Raw genomic sequence first — 19,276 nt, forward strand, 5'->3', positions numbered from 1 at the left:
AGATGAATTTTAACGCTTTCTTGTAATGTAAATAATGCAAGATTTTCTGTACTTGTAGAATTTTACCACTATCATTTGCCTAAGACTCAAAGGATTTTTCTGCCAATACATGGATATTTTCTTGCCGCTATGAACAAATTTAATTTTATCACCGCTTTTTCTCTTATCGCCTTTAGCATTCTAAGCTCGGGTTGCGCAAGCTCGTTTGAGCGTACTAAAAAGCACAGTGACGCTAAGCTCATCGACAATGAATTTTTGGTGTCTTTTGCCTCGTGCGCAAAAGAAAACCGCCCTCAGCCGATTTGGACCGAAATTGCTAAAACGAATCCCGACGTGTTCTTATTTATCGGCGATAATGTGTACGCTGACGTGTATGAAAAGAACGGCAAGAGAAGTATGCAACCCGTAGAGACTCGTGAGCGTTTCGACGAAGCCTACGCGATGGCAAATGCTATTCCCGAGTTTGCGGCTTTTCGAAAGCAAGTGCCTATGATGCTGGGTACTTGGGACGACCATGACTATGGCGCAAATGACGCTGGCAAAGAGTTCCCATTAAAGAAAGAATCACAACAAGCCTTTCTCGATTTCTTCGAATTTGCCGATGACGACCCAATCCGTCAGCAAGAAGGTATTTATCACTCGCGTTTCGTTGAAGACGAAGGGAATACAGTTCAGATAATCATGCTTGATACCCGCTATCATCGCGACCCAATTACCAAGAACCCCGCTGGCCGCCCAAAAAATAAAGGGCCGTACTTACAAATTGACGATCCCAATGCCACGATTCTTGGCGAAGCCCAATGGCAATGGTTAGAAGAAGAATTGAAAAAGCCAGCCGATGTGCGCTTGATTGTGAGCAGTATTCAAGTGGTTGCGTACGAGCATTCGTGGGAGAGCTGGGGTATTTTTCCACATCAGCGTAACAAGCTTTACGATATGATCACGAATACTAAGGCAAATGGCGTGGTGTTCTTAACGGGTGACCGCCACCTCATGGAAATTTCAAAAGATACTGGCCAACTCGGTCATCAGGTGCCTTATCCGCTTTGGGACTTTACGTCGAGTGACATTGTGCGTGATTTCACTGAAGTGAATGAGGACAACAGTTTCAGGCAAGGTAGGGTCGTGCGCGATACCAACTTTGGCGAGGTTAAAATAGAATGGGCTGATAAGCTTGCCGATTCCGTCATTACCCTGACTGCAAGGGGCCGCGATGGCGGTGTTTTGAACCAGCAAGTTGTTTCCCTAAAAGACTTACAAGCCTTTTAGTGCGTCATTGATGGCGAGTGGTCGCTTTAGGTGATTCTAGAACGAATATAATCTGACAGCGTTTTACTGACTTGTGGATGCTGTGTGTCTTGGTTGAACAAGCAGATCTTTACTTTTCCCAAATGGGGTAGGCGTTTGTTTTTAATAATGTCTAATTCAGGCGGCACACTAGTTTTGGCTAACGCACTAAGCCCTAATCCTTGCTTTATTGCTGCGATGAGGCCATATAAATCGGCATTGGTATAGGAAATTTTCCAGGCTTGGGTTTGTTGTTTTAATTGTTGAATCACCCGCGAGCGGTAAATACAACCGTCCGGCGCCAATACCAGTGATAGGTGCTTATTGTTGAAAGCCTGCTTAGCATCACCCACCCATACCAGCTCATCTTCAATGAGTAATTCACCTTCTTGTGGCTCTTCTGGGTTCACCAAGGCAAGTATTAGATCGAAGTCTTTGCGCTGGGCTGAGCTTAACAACTGACGTGACAGTGACGAGGTGACATCTAATGACACGTCGGGGTAGCGTATATTGAATTCGCCAATGATGCTTGGTAAGAGGGTCGACGCAAATTCACTTGGAATACCCAAACGTAAACGCCCTCGAAGTGTATCCTGTTCGTGATGACGAAAAATATCATCGTTGAGAGCGAGCATCTGCTTGGCTCGTTCGTATAACCATTGGCCGTCGGCGTTGGCCTGATAACGTTGTCCTACCTTATCGAATAGCTTTTTGTTTAACTGGCTCTCCAGTTTCTTTATTTGCAAGCTGATTGCAGGTTGTGACCTACCTAAAAGCTCGCCAGCTTTGTTGTAAGCACCAAGCTCGATGATGGCGACAAAGGTGCGTAGATTATCAAGGGAAAGCTGTTTCATTATTGTCCTCTTACCTTCGACGCACCGTCGAATATCGAAATTATCACTGCGCGTTGTTAATTAGTAGTTTAAATGCATTGTAGATAATAGATTTAAAAAGTAAATGTATTCATAAGGACTTTTAATTAGATAAAACGATATCGAGTTTCTATACTCTGTTCATTATTTCTTAGCATCAGGTGAAACATGAACACTACTGCATTACATGCGGCTCACATTAAAGCGGGCGCTAAAATGGTCGATTTCTTCGGTTGGGATATGCCAATTAACTACGGTTCGCAAATTGAAGAGCACAATGCGGTGCGTCAGGATGCGGGCATGTTTGATGTATCACACATGACCATCGTTGATGTGGAAGGAGCCGATGCCAAAGCATATTTACGTTACCTGCTTGCTAACGACGTAGACAAGTTACAAGCCAAAGGTAAAGCGTTATACAGCGGTATGCTCAATGAGCAAGGCGGTGTTGTTGATGACCTTATCGTTTATCACTTCGAGTCGACAAATTATCGCTTGGTGGTGAATTCAGCGACAAAAGAGAAAGACCTCAATTGGTTGAACAAAGTTGCCGAGGGTTTTGATGTAAGCATCAGCGAGCGTGATGAGTTTGCCATGATTGCTGTGCAGGGACCAAACGCAAAAAGCAAAGCACAAACTTTATTCAGCGATGCTCAAAAAGAAGCCGTTGCTGATATGAAGCCCTTTTTTGGTGTGCAGGCAGAAGATCTTTTTATCGCCACCACTGGGTACACGGGTGAAGCAGGTTACGAAATCATGGTGCCACGAGCGCGCGCAGAAGAGTTTTGGGAGCAACTATTGGCAGCAGGCGTTGTAGCTTGTGGTTTAGGTGCTCGAGATACATTGCGTCTTGAAGCCGGTATGAATCTGTATGGGCAGGATATGGATGAAAGCATTTCGCCGCTTGCCGCAAACATGGGCTGGACAGTTACTTGGGAGCCAAGTGAGCGTGACTTCATGGGGCGTAAAGCCTTAGAAGCTCAAAAAGCGGCTGGCCACGATAAGTTAGTTGGCTTGGTAATGACGGAAAAGGGCGTGCTTCGAGCGGGTCTTAAGCTTATCACTGAAGCCGGCGAAGGCATTATTACATCTGGAACTTTCTCTCCTACCTTAGGGCATAGCATTGCCATGGCAAGAGTACCAGCAGCAATAGAGATAGGCTCTAGTGTTGAGGTAGAAATGCGCAAAAAATTAGTCACGGTAAAAGTGGTTAAACCCAGTTTCGTTCGAAATGGAAAAAGTGTTTTATCAGAGTAGTAAGGCTAGCTCCGAGCAGTAAGAAAGTGAGCAAACAACAAGTAAACAAATAACTAAAAGTACTATAACAAGCTAGGAAAAATTATGAGCAACATACCAAGTGATTTACGTTACGCAAGCACACATGAATGGGTTCGTCCGGATGGCGATGGTGTATTTACGGTAGGCATTACCGAACACGCCCAAGACTTACTTGGCGATATGGTTTTCGTAGACTTACCTGATGAAGGCGATGCAGTCACTACAGGTGAAGATTGTGCGGTTGCAGAGTCGGTAAAAGCGGCATCTGATATCTACGCACCGATTACGGGTGAAGTTGTTGAAGTAAATTCACAGCTAGAAGATTCGCCTGAACTAGTTAACACCGATGCTTTTGGTGATGGCTGGATGTTCAAAATCAAAGCTGATGATCCTTCAGAAGTGGAAGGGCTTTTGGACGCCGAAGCTTACGCAAACTCCATCGAAGACGAGTAAGCTTTTTCAGAGCTACCTTTTTGTGGGCTTGTTAGCGCCCCTGAGATAGCTCATTTAACATCATAGTGTTATTTCTCAGTGCTACCCTCCGGTGGCACCGTGTTTTTTATTTTCAATTTGTTTGTAGGTCGCCTATTTATGAGTACGTCAAATAATCCAGCTTCATTGTCAGATTTAGAACAACCTAACGATTTCATCCGTCGTCATATTGGCCCAGGTCAAGACGAAATAGCTCACATGCTTAAGACTATCGGCGCTGAATCACTTGACGATTTAATGGTACAAACAGTACCTGCAGCTATTCGTTTGCCAGAGCCTTTAAAGGTTGGCGAAGCCCAAACAGAAGTGGACGCTTTAGCTGAGCTCAAAGCTGTTGCTGCGAAAAACGTAGTTAATCGCTCTTTTATTGGTATGGGTTATAGCAATACGCACACGCCAAATGTCATACTGCGTAACGTTCTTGAAAATCCAGGTTGGTACACGGCTTACACGCCTTATCAGCCTGAAATAGCACAAGGCCGCTTGCAAGCCATTTTGAATTTTCAGCAAGTGACAATCGACTTAACCGGATTGCCTCTAGCATCTGCGTCGTTGCTCGACGAAGCAACCGCTGCTGCTGAAGCCATGGGTTTAGCAAAGCGCGTTTCTAAAAACAAAAAATCAAATAGCTTTTTTGTATCGAAAGGTGTTCACCCGCAAACGCTTGATGTGATTAAAACTCGTGCCGACATGTTTGGCTTTGAAGTGATTGTTGGTCATGCACTTGAAGCTGCTGAACACGACGTATTTGGCGTGTTGTTACAATACCCAAGCTCAACGGGTGAGATTAAAAATATCAAACAAGTAATAGCCGACGTGCAAGCCAAGAAAGGCATTGTTGCCGTTGCGTCTGATCTAATGGCACTCACCATGCTAACGCCTCCTGGCGAGCTTGGCGCAGACGTTGTTCTTGGGAGTGCGCAACGTTTTGGTGTACCGATGGGTTACGGCGGTCCGCATGCTGCATTTTTTGCCACGCGCGACAGCTATAAGCGCTCTTTGCCTGGCCGTATTATTGGTGTATCGAAAGATACCCGAGGTCGCCCAGCTTTGCGCATGGCCTTACAAACTCGTGAGCAGCATATTCGCCGCGAAAAAGCTAACTCGAACATCTGTACAGCACAAGTATTGTTAGCCAATATGGCAAGCTTCTATGCCGTTTATCACGGTCCAATTGGACTGAAAACAATTGCTAATCGCATACATCGTTTCGCCGATATCCTTGGCACAGGTTTGCAAGCCAAAGGCGCTGAATTGGCGCACAGCACATGGTTCGATACTATCACCGTGTTAGTGGATAACAAGCAGACGGTGATTGATGCTGCTCTAGCAAAAGGAATGAACCTACGGTCTGACCTCGACGGGGCAGTGGGTATCAGTGTAGATGAAACCACCACTCGCCAAGATATCGCGGATCTATTCACTGTATTATTAGGTGAGGGCCATGGTTTGGATGTTGATGCGCTCGACGCAGACCTTGTGAAAAACGGCTCAACTTCAATTCCGGTTGAACTAATCAGAAGCACCGACTTTCTTACCCATGAAGTATTCAACAGCTATCATTCTGAAACGGAAATGCTGCGTTATATCAAGTCACTCGAAAACAAAGACTTGGCGCTCAATCACAGCATGATTTCACTTGGCTCATGCACAATGAAGCTGAATGCGACTGCCGAGATGATTCCTGTTACGTGGCCCGAGTTTGGTCAACTTCATCCTTTTGCGCCGGTAAACCAAGCTCAAGGTTACAAAGAGATGATTGATGAGTTAAGTGATTGGCTAATTGATATCACCGGTTACGATTCACTATCAATGCAGCCTAATTCAGGTGCTCAGGGTGAATACACTGGTTTGTTGGCGATTACTCGGTACCATCAAAGCCGCGGTGAAGGCCACAGAAACGTGTGCTTGATTCCGCAATCAGCTCACGGCACGAACCCAGCGTCGGCGCAAATGCTGAGCTTGAAAGTAGTGGTGGTAAATTGTGATGCCAAAGGTAACGTTGACCTTAACGACCTTCGCGCAAAAGCGGAAGAAGTGAAAGACAACTTAAGCTGTGCAATGATTACTTACCCCTCTACTCACGGTGTTTACGAAGAAACCGTAAAAGAAATCTGCGATATCGTGCATGAGTTTGGCGGCCAAGTGTATATGGACGGTGCAAACATGAACGCGCAAGTGGGTATAACCTCTCCGGGCTTGATTGGTTCTGATGTATCGCATCTTAACTTACACAAAACCTTCTGTATTCCTCACGGTGGTGGTGGCCCTGGCATGGGTCCAATCGGCGTGAAAGCGCACTTGGCTCCTTTCTTACCAAGTCACACGCAAGTGGGTTTAGAAGCCGGTGGAACAGGTGAAGATTTAGGCTCAAATGGTGCAGTTTCTGCAGCACCATGGGGAAGTGCTTCTATTCTACCGATCAGCTATATGTACATCAAAATGATGGGCAGTGCTGGTCTTAAAAAAGCATCTGAAGTTGCCATATTGAATGCCAATTACATTGCGAAGAAATTAGAAGGTCATTACCCAGTGCTGTATAAAGGTAATAACGACCGTGTCGCCCACGAGTGTATTATTGACCTACGCCCATTAAAAGAGGCCTCTGGCGTCACCGAAATGGATGTCGCCAAGCGCTTGAACGACTATGGTTTCCACGCACCGACAATGAGCTTCCCAGTAGCAGGTACGCTGATGATTGAACCTACTGAATCTGAAGCGCAAGCTGAAATGGATAGGTTCATCGAGGCGATGGTTTGCATACGTCAAGAAATCGCTAAAGTTGAATCGGGCGAGTGGGATGCCATCGATAACCCACTGCATAATGCACCTCACACTTTGGCAGATATTTGCGATAGCAATTGGGACAGAAGTTATGACCGTCAGTTAGCAGCCTACCCAGTAGATGCCGTAGCGAAAGACAAATTCTGGCCAACGGTGAATCGTATTGATGACGTTTACGGCGACAGAAACTTAATTTGCTCATGCCCTGATTTAGACAGTTATCGGGATTTTGCTGAGTAGTTGTGACATCAAAATTAAGTTTGTGAATGATAAATAAAGTTTGTGAACTAAATTAAGATTGTGAAAAAGGGCCGAAAGGCCCTTTTTAATTTAAGACATTCACTTCAGCGTGGGTATTAATTAAGTTTTCTGTCACGATCTATTAAGTTGAACCAACTCATGAAATCACAGAGAGTAAATTTGAAATCTGCTTTTTAGCGGGTGCATTTTTGAGGTGAAAGTGAGCATGATTTGTTATTTTTGGCCTTGTAGCAGGGTATCCTTTGCACTGAAGTAGAACCGCCGGTGCTAACGCCATTCACATTCTCTAGATTTTCTGATAACAACGGTTGGGGTAAAAAGTTAGATGAAATTGACATGGTTTTTCTGCAGAATTGAGCAAATTACGTATAGCAGATCAATAAAAACGGACGTTCGCAAAGAGCATTAGCGCGGCTTATTGAAGTATTATGAGTCAGGAGTAACAGACAATTATGGAAGAACTTTTCAATAAATACACGGAAGCCTTTGACGCTTTTGACCCAGAAGCTATAGCAAATCTATATCGTTTACCTTGTGCTATTGCGGACGCAGACGGTGTTCAAGCATTTGCTTCAAAATCTGATTTAGTTAAAAAGTTTGCATCCAATTGCGAGTCTATGCGTGACTTTGGTTACCAATATGCTCAATTTAATATTCTGCAACAGCAACCTATTGGCCAGGACAAGGTTGCCACCACACTTGGTTGGCGTATAAATACAGGTACCTCTAATATAGAATTCCGTACACTATACATTTGTCATTTAGTAGACAGTAAGTGGTTTGTGTTTAGCGCTAATGTGTACCAAGGCAGTTTTAGCAATGCCACATAACAAAAAAATTCAAGCGTACATTAACGAGAGAGGCTAGCGCTGCTCAAATTGGTGTTGTATGCCTATGTTGTAAGTTTAGGTCCTTTAAAATGACACAGATAAAAGAAGAACTAGTTTTATCCGGCAGATGGTTATACGCTGGTTCAATTGACAAAAATGTTCATATTATTAAGAGTAACTTTAAGGCAGGGTCTGGAGATTACCAGGATCCGCCGAGTACAAGAGACGACGAGTTTGGCGTCTTTTATGGTGTGATTTTTGTTGAATTCACTAAATCAGTTCATCCAATTGGTGGATGTTATGATAGCTTAAAACAAGCTAAAGAATATGCCTCAAGTGTATGCGAGTCATTGGTATGGGGTGAGAATGAAGAAAGCATATAATAAAAAAATTGAAGACGGATATCTGGGAAGAGCGCCCAGCTACCGCTTAATTTGGTGTGAGACATACAATAGGTGAAATCTTTCTGCGTAGCTTTTTTTCTACTCTTTTTGTCGTTTGATGCTTTGACTTGCATGCTACCTAATCAGGGTGTGGAGTTTGATAGCCTTATTGAAATAAAGAAATTAGATGAAAAAGATAAGTATCTCGTCTCTTTACCTAGAACAATTGGGAGTTCGAGCGGGTTCCCGACAATTACTATTGTATATAAATCAATTGAATTGGAAGATAATTGCACAGAATCAATATTGAGTGATGGTAGTCGCACAATTTGTTTGCCAAAAGAGCAAACGAGAACGGAAATTCAACTTCAAAATATAGCTCAAGATCTTTGGGATGTAGTAACTTTTGAAGAGATGTATAGCGGAAGTTTGACAATAAAGCCCAAACAAGGGTATTTAGTTTTTTAAGCGTTATGTGGAATACAGAAGTATGCCTAACAAGAAATTGCGGTCGGACACAGCGCTCTACCTGCTTTTGTGTTACTTGCTGTGCTAGGGCATTAACATAAAACCACCCCCGGCACTGAGCCGCTGAATTGGAGCGTTATGAATCACAGAGGGTTTATAAATGAAACACACAGAATGGTTAATGGACAAATATCCGAAATTACGGGACGAACCTAGTGCAAAAACATTTGCTTTGATTGAGCAAGCTAAAGACCGGACTAAAGGGCGGATGTTAATTATACTTTCAATTTGTACGTTAGCCGCTGTGTTACTCGCATATTTTTTAGCCGCACTGTCTTCTCAATTCATAAGTCTGGACTTTCCAATTGTTTTTGGGGTGACTTATGGTCTAGTGTTTGTGTTGTTAGGCGGACTTCAAAAAAGGCTTGAGCGACTAGTAATTCAAAACAAAATAATTGAGTTAATGGGTGATAGCGAGGAATAAACATTCGCCGAATCGCTCGGGAAAAAGCTCGTTCATTCAAGAGTCACTCTCAAAGGTTTTTATTAAACTAATTACGAGTTAGCGTGTACTTGCTGTTTGGTCTAGGCTACCAAACATCAGTTGTTGTTTAAGCTTCAAACGAGTATTGTTTTACCTAAATGGTTAACGTAAGGAGACATGGAATGTTTTATCAAAATCGAGTTGCACCAACCAAATCTAACAAACGATTGAAGACGCATAAAAACAACAGCGGTTTTTACCGCTTAATCGGGTGTTATGTCAGTGTTGTTAAAAAGCCAATCGCGATTATGCTTAGTTTTTTTTGTTCAATTGTTTACGCACAAGATATTAAAATTGAAGTTGACGACTGTGGGCCTCTTGCTAGAGGTGAATTAGCTGTTGTATTCAGCACAAAGCCTCACGGAACCGGGCAATCGTATTTTTCTAAAGGCCCATTGGTTGAGGTATGCACAAAGCTAACTGAAGCGAAGTACGTTATCGGATATGAGGAGCCTTACTGTAAAAACCATAAACCCTTTGACCCACAAGAGTGTGAATACCGGAAAGTCTTTGTGATTAAGGAATATGTTTTTAATTAAGTTGAGCATGCCTTTCGGCCAGTTTTGCACAACAATCCACTACACGCAAAACGCCGCTGAGTAAGGCGTCAGGTTTCACTCATTAGTATAGGTTACATCCTCTTCCGGAATTTTCTCCGCGATTATCTTAGATTCATGGTATCTGCGGAGCTAATCATTTTACCTGTAAAGAGGAACACATTGTACTCATGTTTTCAGGATCCATACCCTCATGAAGAAAGGGATTCTGGGTCGAGTGTTTTTTTCTCGCCAAATCATTCTTTGCCGAAATTACCAGATCTATCCAGTCTTGATACGACGAAACTCGAGTGTACAATTCTGTTACACCGTATTCGCCGACATCATAAAACCATGAATCAGCTCGTGAGCTTATTCCAAGTAATTTATATGACTCTCCTTCTTTCATGTAGGCTGGACCTCCACTATCGCCGTTTCCACTAACTCCCTCTAGCATTTCTCCTTTTGAACCTTTTTCAAACTTAAATATGATGTCCGTATCGTTAACCTCAATTATTCTATTTTGAGCTTTTCTCAGTTTCCCGTTGTTCTCTTGGTAGCCTATTGTTTCTCCACTAATACCAGTGCCAGTCCCTCCAGCACCAATAAACCAAGTTACTTGACCCATCTCATCATCATTTCTGTATATTTCTGCAGGCTTGACTGTCGATATACTTGATTGTAACTGAATTAAAGCGATATCGTGTTCATCTCCGAGCTTATAGCTAGGATGGCTATACCTATTTGCAACAGTTACGATTTCGTTACCCACTCTAATTTTTTGTCCTGGATTGAGGCAAAATACAGCGTGAGCAGCCGTGACGACCCACTCAGGATGAATTAGTGTTCCGTGAACGCCGATGTTGTATAAGGTTGCAAGAGGAGGAAAGTCAGATGGGACAGCATGATATCTCTCATCGGGAACATCATGACGAATAACTATAGCACTGCTTGCCGGAGCGATGAGTCCCAATGATAAAAGCAAGGATTGGATAAGCTTCATTTAAATTTCTCTCTGATTATTTCTTGAAGTGGCAATTTCTTGCGAAATTAGTCTAATTCGTTAAGTCTTTTTACAAGTGACTTTTCAACGAGTGCTAATTCAGCTTGGCGTATTTTACTCATGAGTTCGCAGCCAACTTCTTTGTTTAGTTGGTCGAAAATAAGATTAATATCCCGCATAATCGGCCGAAGAAGTTTCTCTTCAGTCATTCCTAGTTTTGTCAAATGAATAGTTTTAGCGCGTTTGTCTTGAGGGTTCGGTTTACGGTAGATTAATCCTAACTTTTCTAAGCTGTTCACTCTTTGAGTTGTCATTTGATGGGTAACACCGAGCGCTTCTGCTAGCTCAGCGACTGTGACACTACCAGTGTCTGTTAGAAAAAAAATAGTAGAAATCGCTGTAATGGGTGTAGTAATTCCGTGAGCTTGTACTATCTCTGAGCCTTGCTCAATAATTACTTCAGCCAAACGGCGACTGAAGTGAGCCAAAAAGCCACTATCAAGTTTCTCTACATATGAACTCATATTTCATTTAACCAATAATTATACAGGTACTTGTACAATACCTTTGTTTATAAATGTACGCAAGTACTTGTATATATTTTTTCAATAATAGCAACAAGACCCCGTTTCGCCGATATGCTTTGTACGGGTTTGCACATGCTAAGCATATCGCTAAAGTAGGTTTGGGCGAGTGTGGTGCCATCACCACCCTCCTTTCTAACATTTCCTAACAAACTCCTTGCGTTCCGCGCGCGAGTGCTTTTAAATAAAATGGTGGTCAATAATTGTACTGCTATTGAGCTGTCTAAGAATAACAAAGCACAGGGAAGACTCTAGAAAGCATGCGTTCAACATCAATCGTAAAGTACTTACTACTAGTTAGCTTGGTTTTCAGCCAAGGCTTAAGTATGTTTGCGAGTGCCTCGGCAATGTCGACAATGCAGAGCTTTGCAAGTGAAGACAGCCTTGCGATTTGCACGGGCAAAACTGTGCGTTGGATTTCTGCCAGTATTTTTTATGAAACGGGTGAATTGATTGAGCTTGAAGCTCAAGAAAGTGTACCCGATAATTTGCATGAGGTTGTTTGTGTACTTGCGCAACTAGGTGATGCACCTCCATCTATTTCTGATTGCTATGAGCCACTTATTGTTAAATTGGCACTTATAAGCAAAGTCATCAACAAGGTATATGCCGCGACTACTCAAGCCGCCCATTGTCATTTTTCAAGCAGAGCACCGCCTTCCATTTTTTTCTCATAAGCACCTCATATTGCATAATGGCTATCTGATCAGCTGGTAGTCATAACTTGCGAGATACTCAATTATTATAAATTAATATCCTTGTGGCACTTTTTCTATTAGCCACAAGGTTTAGAGAAAAATCATGACTAAAATTATTCAAACAAACACTTTGGGCAAACCCGCCAGTAAACCCGCCTTTCTTGCCTCGTCCATAGCCTTAATCCTGACGTTTCCTTTTGTTAATGCGAAAGAAAACGATTCACTTGGCTCACTTGAAAGAATTGAAGTGAGAGGCATCATCAATAATGGCAGTAATCGCATGATGCAATCAGAAATTGACCTGGCAGATGGCAGCGCACCAGACCTGAGGGGGCAAATCGAGCAGTTACCGGGCTTATCGGTTAATGGAAATGGCTTGGTCAGTGGGGTAGTTCAATATCGCGGTCTATTTGGTGACAGGCTCAAAGTTAAGGTAGATGACATCGGCATTGCGGGTGCTGGCCCAAATGCCATGGACAGTCCTTTATCTCACGTGTTGGGAAACCGCCAAGAGTTGGTCTTACATCAGGGCATAGCACCTGTATCGCTTGGTTCTGAAAGCTTAGGTGGTGCAATTGAAATCAGAGACCTTGCGCCTGAGTTCAATAGCGAGGCCAATTTTGCCGTTAATTCAGAGCTATCTGCTGGCTACTTTGCAAACAATAAAGCGCAACTTTTGGGTGCAAATCTTCATGGCGCTAATAAAACGACCTACATTAATTTTCAAGGGCAATACCAAGAAGCAGAAAACTATGAAAGTGGTAATGGTCTGCTTGTACCTTCGACTTTTTATGAACGCAGCGGTATGAAGCTACGGGCGGGTTATCATCATAACGACTCCGAGCTCGACTTAGTTATAGGGCACAGGAATACGAATGAATCGGGAACCCCAGCATTGGCCATGGATATCATCTATGTTGATTCGCTTTGGTATAAACTCAATTATGCAAATAGGCTCAACGATAAGTGGAAAGTAACAAGCAAGATTTATGGTAATCAAAACGAACACGCTATGAATAACTTTCAACTGCGGCCTGCGTCAATGGCTGCAATGCATCGTCTAAATACAGTTGATAGTGAAGCATTAGGTGTAGATATTGAGTTAATGCAGTTAGAGCGGGATGATGCGGAAGGTTTTAGCACGGGTATTAGTTATTACAAACAAAATCACAACTCACGCATTACTAACCCAAATAATGGCATGTTTTTTATTCAAAATTTTAACGATGTGCAACGGGATATAAGTAGCTTGTATGCGCAATATGAATTTGAAACATCGAGTAGCTCAAGGCTATTGTGGCAAATAGGTGGGCGAGCAAGCCGAGTAGACTTGCAGGCGAATGAGGTTGGTTCAAACATGGTTATGATGAGCCCGGCTGTTGCAAGCGTAGTCAATCGTTTTAATGACGCAGACCGACAGCTTGACTTTTTCCTTCTCGACCTTGTTGTAAAAGCGCAAATGCCACTGAGTAAGCATACCGTGGCAACATTTTCAGCAGGACAAAAAGAGCGCGCGCCTAGCTATCATGAAGTCTATTCTTGGTTCCCCTTGGGCGTTTCTGCGGGTCTTGCCGACGGCCGCAACTATATTGGGAATCTCGACCTCGAAAAAGAAAGTGCGCTGAAAGCTGATATCGGTTTTCAATACCAAAAAGACAACACAAGTGTGCTAGCAAGTCTGTTTTATCAAAAGGTGAGCGATTACATTATTGGCGTGCCCAGCAACAATATGCCAATAAACATGATCACCAATATGATGGGCGTTCAACAAGCCCTTCAGTGGAACAATAAGGCGGCTCGATTATATGGTATTGATGCTTACTTCTCGGTCATGCTCAGCCCTCATTTGCAGTTTAGCACTAGCGCACAATACGTTGACGGTAAGCTTAGCGATGGCATAAATGGGCAAGAACTTGCGCTTTATCGCCTTACTCCCTTAAGTGGCAACATGGCTTTGAATTGGCAGCACAATGCTTGGGATATCGCTTTCGTATTCGATGTTGCAGCAGCTCAAACTAAAGTGTCCCCATTGCAAAACGAAGCGGAAACAGCCGGGTATGGTGTTTGGAATGTAAAGGTCGATTATAAGGTGAATGCTGCTATGGACATTAGCTTTATTATTGAAAACTTGGCCGACAAAGACTACGCAACTCATCTTGGCGGTGTTAACCGAGTGAGAGATGAAAATGTTGCTCTGGGGCAAAAGGTGCCAGAGGCAGGTAGAAATCTTGGTTTACATCTTAACTATCGTTTTTGATTCATCGTAGGTCTCAGCACGATAAAGATCATCACTTTAACGCTAAACAGGCTACTCCATCACCATTACTTTCTGTAAGGCTCTCGCAGTAGAGCCTTTTTTATTTTCAAAAAAATTTAGTATTGCATAGTAGGATTACATGTGTAATATTAAATATAGATTACAACTGTAATATCAATGTAACCCCTTTTTAGAGTGAGAATTAACCAAGATGAGTATTGAAATCTCAGATGCGGAATATCAGATCATGCTAGCTATCTGGGAGTCTTCCCCAGTAAACGCGAAAGATGTTATTGCCCGCCTAGATAGCGACTGGCACCCTAAAACAGTGAATACCTTGCTTGGTCGACTGGTTAAAAAAGAGGCTCTAGCCTATATGAAAGACGGTCGCTCTTACCTTTACACGCCGCTGATAGAAAAAAACAGCTATATCAAAAGTAAAAGCCAACATTTCTTACAGAAATTATTCAATGGCAAGTTGTCGCCCCTTGTTGCCAACTTTGTTGATCAAGACTTAGTTGAGAAGGACGACATTGAGGCACTTAAAAAGCTTATTGATGATTGGGAAAGCTCAAATAATCCTGACGGCGCTAAAGGCAAAAATAGTGATACTAATAACGCTGAAGCTAATACCAATGCTAGTCATAGCAATAATAAATAAGGGGAGTCAGCATGAGTGAAATATTCATAAATCTGTTGCTAAGCCTAGTTGATTTTCTGATATCCGCCTTCCTACCTATTACTCTGTTACTGCTTGTTCTTTTGCTTAGCAGAAAGTTCGTTTTACATAAATTGGGCCCAAGCGTTAGCTACCAGCTGTGGTTGTTAGTGCCGATTTGTTTGATACTTACACAGTTACCCAGTTTGCCTGTAGCGCTGCAAGAATCCTTTGCGGTAATAGCTAAGATTCAACGCTTTGTGGTTAGCAATATGGCTGCACACAATGACACTAGAGCTTTGTACATACTTGCGTCTATGCTTTGGTTGGCCGGAATCTTGGCTCTTGTAATGCTGGTGAGCGCTACTCATCGTAAACACTTCGCTCGGGTCTTCAGCACTATCGCAGAGCTTACGCCTGAACAAAAACAGCAAATCGGCGTGGAATTACCTAAGCAAAAACACCCAAATATTTACATGAGTTCATCGATTACTAGCCCTATGATCACGGGTTTTTTTCGTCAGAAACTCATATTACCGCAAGGCTTTTTCACTCAATTCTCTGCTACTCAACGCAGCTTGATCCTTGCACATGAAACTCATCATTACGGCCGTTTTGATATCTACTGGAACTATCTCGCCATATTTGTACTTGCGGTGTTTTGGTTTCATCCTTTAGCTTGGCTTGCTTACTTGCGTTTTAGGCAAGACCAAGAAATATCTTGTGACCAAGCAGTACTGTCACATAAACCAGAAAAAGATAAACAGCAATATGCAAGAGCGCTGGTGCATACCTTAGAACATCAGCAATTGCACCTTGCCTATCTTTCTTTTGGAAAATTTGGAGATAACAACATGATGGTTGAAAGAATTAATCAAATCAAAAAAGCTAAAGCCTCTGCTAAGTTCGTGGCTCCGGCTATTATCCTTGGCGCGGCACTGACAATGGCCGCGACACTGCAAGCTGCTGATGTGCCAGCACCACCGTCTGTGATGGTGATCAAAGGCGCAGATATTGGAGCCGTTCCCGTACCACCAAAACCGCCTTTGCCGCCAAAGTCAGTTAAGGCATTAGAAGCAATGAAACCCATTGTAAGAGTATCACCCGCTTACCCGCCAAAGGCTGCTGCAGATAATGTAGAAGGATGGGTTGTGTTGAATTTTGATATAGCAAAAAATGGCTCTATTGATGACATAACGATCATCGATTCATCGCCAAAAGGTACCTTTGATGAATCGGCGCGTGTTGCCGTAGCAAAATGGCGTTATCCCCCTCACGATATCACTAACGCGAATGCTACGATACAATTGGACTTTACATTAGATAGCAAGTAGTTCTTATAATTTTGAGGATTGTGTTTGCTATTCTTTGAATAGCGAACGCAATGCTTAACTTTACAAATCTCTGGCTATGACTATTGCGCGAATTTGTGTACTCTTACATAGCCTAAGTTGTCATTCTTAGAATGTAGGCACGTAAATGGCTCTTAACAAGCCTGCCTTAACAATCTTCGAATAAGGAAATTCACTTATGAGTGACTTCTTCAATAATTTTGACATTAATGAGTATTTGCCCATTGCTATAAATTGGTCAACAAATATTCTTCTCGCCGTTTTGATTCTTTTTGTGGGCTTTTGGCTCGCTGGAAGAGCCTACAAAGCTGTTTATTCGATTGGTAAGAAATACGAACGTCTCGACGATACCTTATTTCGGTTTTTCGGTAGTATCGCCCGTTATGTGATCATTGCTTTCGTGTTAATCGCCGTTCTGAATCGCTTTGGTGTGCAAACAGCATCCGTTGTTGCTCTGATAGGTGCTGCAGGTTTAGCCGTTGGTTTGGCGCTGCAAGGGGCAATGTCAAATCTGGCGGCAGGCGTTATGTTACTAATATTCCGCCCGTACAAGGTAGACGAGTTCATTGATGCAGCAGGGCAGTTTGGTAAAGTCACAGAAGTTGACTTGTTTACGACTATTTTGCAAACCTTCGATAATCAAAAAATCATCATTCCGAACAGTGAAATTTGGGGCCAGCAAATTACCAATCATTCATTTCATCCTGTTCGTGGTGTCGATATGACCTTTGGTGTAGCTTATAATGCGGACATCGACGAAACACGCAAAGTCATTGAGGGCGTGTTAGCCGCTCACCCTAAAATATTGAAAGATCCAGTGCCCTTTGTTGAGGTAAGCACTTTGAATAATAGTTCGGTAGACTTTGCAGTGAGACCTTTCTGTAAAGGTGAAGACTACTTTGCCATAAAGTTCTCCGTTCCAGAGCAAATTAAAAAGGCCCTGGATGCTGCAAATATTGAAATCCCTTTCCCACATAGAAAAGTGATATTAGTTAAAGAAGACTAACCACATCTAAAGGCTCATGTCGGTTGACCTGAGCCTCTATTTTCCGCTTACTAAAATCGTTTTTGGTTTTATTTTTTTTGTTTTTTTATTTTTTAAATAGCTTAAAAAGTAATCAGTTTTATGTTGATCACGTGTTTAATTCACTCTATCCTAAAAATGTAAACATTATGTAAATGGCTTTCAGCTTTTTTTTGCAACAAAATGAAAGCGCTTACATGTTTGCAGGGAAGTTGGCTTTACAATTTGGATTTGTAATTTGATGCGTTGGTTATCGTAGTGCGCGCCTTACTCATTACCCAGTTCAATGTGCCAACATAGCAATCAGACTTGCTAAACACACAGCAATGGGATTTATCACATGACTAGACATTTCAATACTAAATTTGGAGGAGCACTTCTGGCTTCGTCCATTCTAATGACCTTATATTCTGCACAAGCATTCAGTCACGGCTTGATCGTGCAGCCCGCATCAAGAAACGCAACTTGCGGCTTACCCGAAGATCAAAAACCTCACAATGCTACTATTCAAGCTTGTATTGACGCCTTCCAAGCGGATCAAAACGGTGGCTATCAATTCATGAGCGTGCTTACCCATGATGTGGGTCGTCAAGGCGTTACACCTTTACCAGAGAATGTGTGCGGCTTTAACAGTGAAACTTGGGACAACTACAATAATGGCAACACTACGCCTTGGGATTTGCCCCTTGATTGGCCGACCACACCGGTCGCTGCCGGTAATTTAGATTTTGTATGGAACATATCGTGGGGCCCACATTTTGACGATACCGACGAATTCGTTTATTACATAACAAAGCCTGATTTTGTTTACCAAGTAGGAGTACCGCTAACTTGGGATGATTTTGAGTCTGAGCCCTTTTGTAAAGAGGACTATGATGATACCAATCCAAACGGCAACCCGAATATAACTCCTGATAAAGGGGCAACGACTTTCACTACGTCGTGTCAGCTTCCTGAGCGCAGTGGCAGGCACGTTGTATATGGCGAGTGGGGACGTAATCAATTTACCTTCGAACGCTTTCATGGTTGTGTAGATGTGAGCTTCAGCGGCTCAGGAGGCGGTGGCACAGTGAACCAAGCGCCTAGCGCCATTGCGCAAAGTGTAGATGTAGACGAAGGAAGCAGCGTTGCTATCACGCTTGCTGGCACTGATAGTGACGGCACCATCGATTCCTATGTTATATCAACTCAGGCGCAAAGCGGTGTGCTATCAGGTAGCGGTGCTAACCTTACTTATTCACCCAATGCTGGATTCTCTGGGGCAGATAGCTTTGCCTTTGTTGTGAGAGACAACGACGGCGCACTATCAAGTCCTGCAACTGTCTCCATTACGGTAAATGATACCGGCGGTGGCGGCACTGTAAATCAAATGCCAATTGCTGCGTTTACCTTCGCTGCGAATGATCTTGCGGTGAGCTTCGCCGGCGGTATGTCGTCTGACCCTGATAACGCGCCAGTAAGCCCACTCAGTTATAGCTGGGATTTCGGTGATGGTTCAACATCAACTGAAGTTGGCCCTGTACATACTTATGCTGTCGAAGGCTCATACTCTGTATCTTTAACTGTAAGCGATGGAGATTTAAGCGATACCTTAACGCAAACAGTTATGGTAACTGAGCCAGTGGTGGGTGTTGGTAGTGGCGCAACATGTACTTATGCTATTGCAAACTCTTGGAACAGTGGTTTTGTTGCTGAAATAACGATCGCCAATACCGGCACTAGTACAATTAACGGTTGGGATGTAAGCTGGGCTTATACCGATGGTAGCTCAGTTACGAATGGCTGGAATAGTGTGCTGTCAGGTACAGGCGCTGGGCCATACACGGCATCCAATTTAGCTTGGAATGCAACGATAGAGCCCGGTTCAAGTGTTGTGTTCGGCTTCCAAGGAAGTCACAACGGTAGCGCGCCAGTGGTAAATGTTACCGGCGACATTTGTGAGTAAGCCTTGTGTTTAATTCAAAG

At 43.1% G+C, this 19,276-nt stretch carries 18 protein-coding genes; 15 read left to right on the forward strand and 3 right to left on the reverse strand.

All coding sequences use genetic code 11. The annotated features are described in order from the left end of the window. Positions 1-129: 129 nt before the first annotated feature. On the forward strand, positions 130-1,269 hold the full coding sequence (locus ISG33_RS01565) for an alkaline phosphatase D family protein (protein ID WP_195731814.1): 1,140 nt from the start codon (positions 130-132) through the stop codon (positions 1,267-1,269). 26 nt (positions 1,270-1,295) lie between these two features. Here ISG33_RS01565 and ISG33_RS01570 read toward each other — a convergent pair whose 3' ends face one another. Beyond that, positions 1,296-2,141: a LysR family transcriptional regulator gene (locus tag ISG33_RS01570; RefSeq protein WP_195731815.1), complete on the reverse strand. Its 846-nt coding sequence runs from the start codon at positions 2,139-2,141 to the stop codon at positions 1,296-1,298. Positions 2,142-2,327: 186 nt separating this feature from the next. On the opposite strand from ISG33_RS01570, the gene gcvT reads away from it, so the two are divergent. The 8 genes from gcvT to ISG33_RS01610 all read left to right on the forward strand — a co-directional run bounded on the left by gcvT (position 2,328) and on the right by ISG33_RS01610 (position 9,738). Next, positions 2,328-3,416, forward strand: coding sequence for a glycine cleavage system aminomethyltransferase GcvT (gene gcvT, locus ISG33_RS01575; RefSeq protein ID WP_195731816.1), 1,089 nt, complete (start codon positions 2,328-2,330; stop codon positions 3,414-3,416). An 84-nt stretch (positions 3,417-3,500) separates the two neighbouring features. Beyond that, entirely contained in the window at positions 3,501-3,890 is a 390-nt protein-coding gene (gcvH, locus tag ISG33_RS01580; RefSeq protein ID WP_195731817.1) for a glycine cleavage system protein GcvH, read from the forward strand. Between the two features lie 138 nt (positions 3,891-4,028). Continuing rightward, a complete protein-coding gene (gene gcvP, locus ISG33_RS01585) occupies positions 4,029-6,953 on the forward strand; it encodes an aminomethyl-transferring glycine dehydrogenase (RefSeq protein ID WP_195731818.1) in 2,925 nt (974 codons plus the stop codon). A 473-nt stretch (positions 6,954-7,426) separates the two neighbouring features. Beyond that, positions 7,427-7,804 (forward strand): DUF6841 family protein, encoded by a 378-nt coding sequence (locus tag ISG33_RS01590; RefSeq protein WP_195731819.1) that lies wholly within the window; start codon positions 7,427-7,429, stop codon positions 7,802-7,804. An 89-nt stretch (positions 7,805-7,893) separates the two neighbouring features. Then, positions 7,894-8,187 (forward strand): hypothetical protein, encoded by a 294-nt coding sequence (locus tag ISG33_RS01595; RefSeq protein ID WP_195731820.1) that lies wholly within the window; start codon positions 7,894-7,896, stop codon positions 8,185-8,187. 132 nt (positions 8,188-8,319) lie between these two features. Continuing rightward, on the forward strand, positions 8,320-8,655 hold the full coding sequence (locus ISG33_RS01600) for a hypothetical protein (RefSeq protein WP_195731821.1): 336 nt from the start codon (positions 8,320-8,322) through the stop codon (positions 8,653-8,655). A 160-nt stretch (positions 8,656-8,815) separates the two neighbouring features. Beyond that, positions 8,816-9,139, forward strand: a complete 324-nt coding sequence (locus ISG33_RS01605) for a hypothetical protein (RefSeq protein ID WP_195731822.1) — start codon at positions 8,816-8,818, stop codon at positions 9,137-9,139. A gap of 182 nt (positions 9,140-9,321) precedes the next feature. Further along, the gene (locus ISG33_RS01610) at positions 9,322-9,738 is read left to right on the forward strand and encodes a hypothetical protein (protein WP_195731823.1); all 417 of its coding nucleotides are present in this window, start codon (positions 9,322-9,324) and stop codon (positions 9,736-9,738) included. A 154-nt stretch (positions 9,739-9,892) separates the two neighbouring features. Here ISG33_RS01610 and ISG33_RS01615 read toward each other — a convergent pair whose 3' ends face one another. Continuing rightward, entirely contained in the window at positions 9,893-10,738 is an 846-nt protein-coding gene (locus tag ISG33_RS01615; protein ID WP_195731824.1) for a S1 family peptidase, read from the reverse strand. Positions 10,739-10,785: 47 nt separating this feature from the next. Further along, on the reverse strand, positions 10,786-11,262 hold the full coding sequence (locus ISG33_RS01620) for a MarR family winged helix-turn-helix transcriptional regulator (RefSeq protein ID WP_195731825.1): 477 nt from the start codon (positions 11,260-11,262) through the stop codon (positions 10,786-10,788). 320 nt (positions 11,263-11,582) lie between these two features. Between ISG33_RS01620 and ISG33_RS01625 the strand changes: the two genes are divergently transcribed. The 6 genes from ISG33_RS01625 (at position 11,583) to ISG33_RS17210 (ending at position 19,256) form a co-directional block, all read left to right on the forward strand. After that, positions 11,583-11,999 carry a hypothetical protein gene (locus ISG33_RS01625; protein WP_195731826.1) on the forward strand — a complete coding sequence of 139 codons (417 nt, stop codon included), beginning with the start codon at positions 11,583-11,585 and terminating at the stop codon, positions 11,997-11,999. A gap of 124 nt (positions 12,000-12,123) precedes the next feature. Further along, positions 12,124-14,277 carry a TonB-dependent receptor gene (locus ISG33_RS01630; RefSeq protein ID WP_195731827.1) on the forward strand — a complete coding sequence of 718 codons (2,154 nt, stop codon included), beginning with the start codon at positions 12,124-12,126 and terminating at the stop codon, positions 14,275-14,277. A gap of 211 nt (positions 14,278-14,488) precedes the next feature. Further along, entirely contained in the window at positions 14,489-14,938 is a 450-nt protein-coding gene (locus ISG33_RS01635; protein WP_195731828.1) for a BlaI/MecI/CopY family transcriptional regulator, read from the forward strand. An 11-nt stretch (positions 14,939-14,949) separates the two neighbouring features. Beyond that, complete coding sequence (locus tag ISG33_RS01640) at positions 14,950-16,269, forward strand: M56 family metallopeptidase (RefSeq protein ID WP_195731829.1); 1,320 nt, start codon at positions 14,950-14,952, stop codon at positions 16,267-16,269. A gap of 196 nt (positions 16,270-16,465) precedes the next feature. Beyond that, positions 16,466-17,293 (forward strand): mechanosensitive ion channel family protein, encoded by an 828-nt coding sequence (locus ISG33_RS01645; RefSeq protein ID WP_195731830.1) that lies wholly within the window; start codon positions 16,466-16,468, stop codon positions 17,291-17,293. Between the two features lie 358 nt (positions 17,294-17,651). After that, the gene (locus ISG33_RS17210; RefSeq protein ID WP_305040881.1) at positions 17,652-19,256 is read left to right on the forward strand and encodes a lytic polysaccharide monooxygenase; all 1,605 of its coding nucleotides are present in this window, start codon (positions 17,652-17,654) and stop codon (positions 19,254-19,256) included. Positions 19,257-19,276: the final 20 nt, after the last annotated feature.

It is taken from the genome of Marinibium conchae, from assembly GCF_015595035.1.
Classification (GTDB): Bacteria; Pseudomonadota; Gammaproteobacteria; order Enterobacterales; family Alteromonadaceae; genus Glaciecola.

Coding starts and splice junctions, on each gene's coding strand:
- ISG33_RS01565 (WP_195731814.1), top strand. CDS start 130: ATGAACAAATTTAATTTTATCACCGCTTTTTCTCTTATCGCCTTTAGC.
- ISG33_RS01570 (WP_195731815.1), bottom strand. CDS start 2,141: ATGAAACAGCTTTCCCTTGATAATCTACGCACCTTTGTCGCCATCATC.
- gcvT (WP_195731816.1), top strand. CDS start 2,328: ATGAACACTACTGCATTACATGCGGCTCACATTAAAGCGGGCGCTAAA.
- gcvH (WP_195731817.1), top strand. CDS start 3,501: ATGAGCAACATACCAAGTGATTTACGTTACGCAAGCACACATGAATGG.
- gcvP (WP_195731818.1), top strand. CDS start 4,029: ATGAGTACGTCAAATAATCCAGCTTCATTGTCAGATTTAGAACAACCT.
- ISG33_RS01590 (WP_195731819.1), top strand. CDS start 7,427: ATGGAAGAACTTTTCAATAAATACACGGAAGCCTTTGACGCTTTTGAC.
- ISG33_RS01595 (WP_195731820.1), top strand. CDS start 7,894: ATGACACAGATAAAAGAAGAACTAGTTTTATCCGGCAGATGGTTATAC.
- ISG33_RS01600 (WP_195731821.1), top strand. CDS start 8,320: ATGCTACCTAATCAGGGTGTGGAGTTTGATAGCCTTATTGAAATAAAG.
- ISG33_RS01605 (WP_195731822.1), top strand. CDS start 8,816: ATGAAACACACAGAATGGTTAATGGACAAATATCCGAAATTACGGGAC.
- ISG33_RS01610 (WP_195731823.1), top strand. CDS start 9,322: ATGTTTTATCAAAATCGAGTTGCACCAACCAAATCTAACAAACGATTG.
- ISG33_RS01615 (WP_195731824.1), bottom strand. CDS start 10,738: ATGAAGCTTATCCAATCCTTGCTTTTATCATTGGGACTCATCGCTCCG.
- ISG33_RS01620 (WP_195731825.1), bottom strand. CDS start 11,262: ATGAGTTCATATGTAGAGAAACTTGATAGTGGCTTTTTGGCTCACTTC.
- ISG33_RS01625 (WP_195731826.1), top strand. CDS start 11,583: ATGCGTTCAACATCAATCGTAAAGTACTTACTACTAGTTAGCTTGGTT.
- ISG33_RS01630 (WP_195731827.1), top strand. CDS start 12,124: ATGACTAAAATTATTCAAACAAACACTTTGGGCAAACCCGCCAGTAAA.
- ISG33_RS01635 (WP_195731828.1), top strand. CDS start 14,489: ATGAGTATTGAAATCTCAGATGCGGAATATCAGATCATGCTAGCTATC.
- ISG33_RS01640 (WP_195731829.1), top strand. CDS start 14,950: ATGAGTGAAATATTCATAAATCTGTTGCTAAGCCTAGTTGATTTTCTG.
- ISG33_RS01645 (WP_195731830.1), top strand. CDS start 16,466: ATGAGTGACTTCTTCAATAATTTTGACATTAATGAGTATTTGCCCATT.
- ISG33_RS17210 (WP_305040881.1), top strand. CDS start 17,652: ATGACTAGACATTTCAATACTAAATTTGGAGGAGCACTTCTGGCTTCG.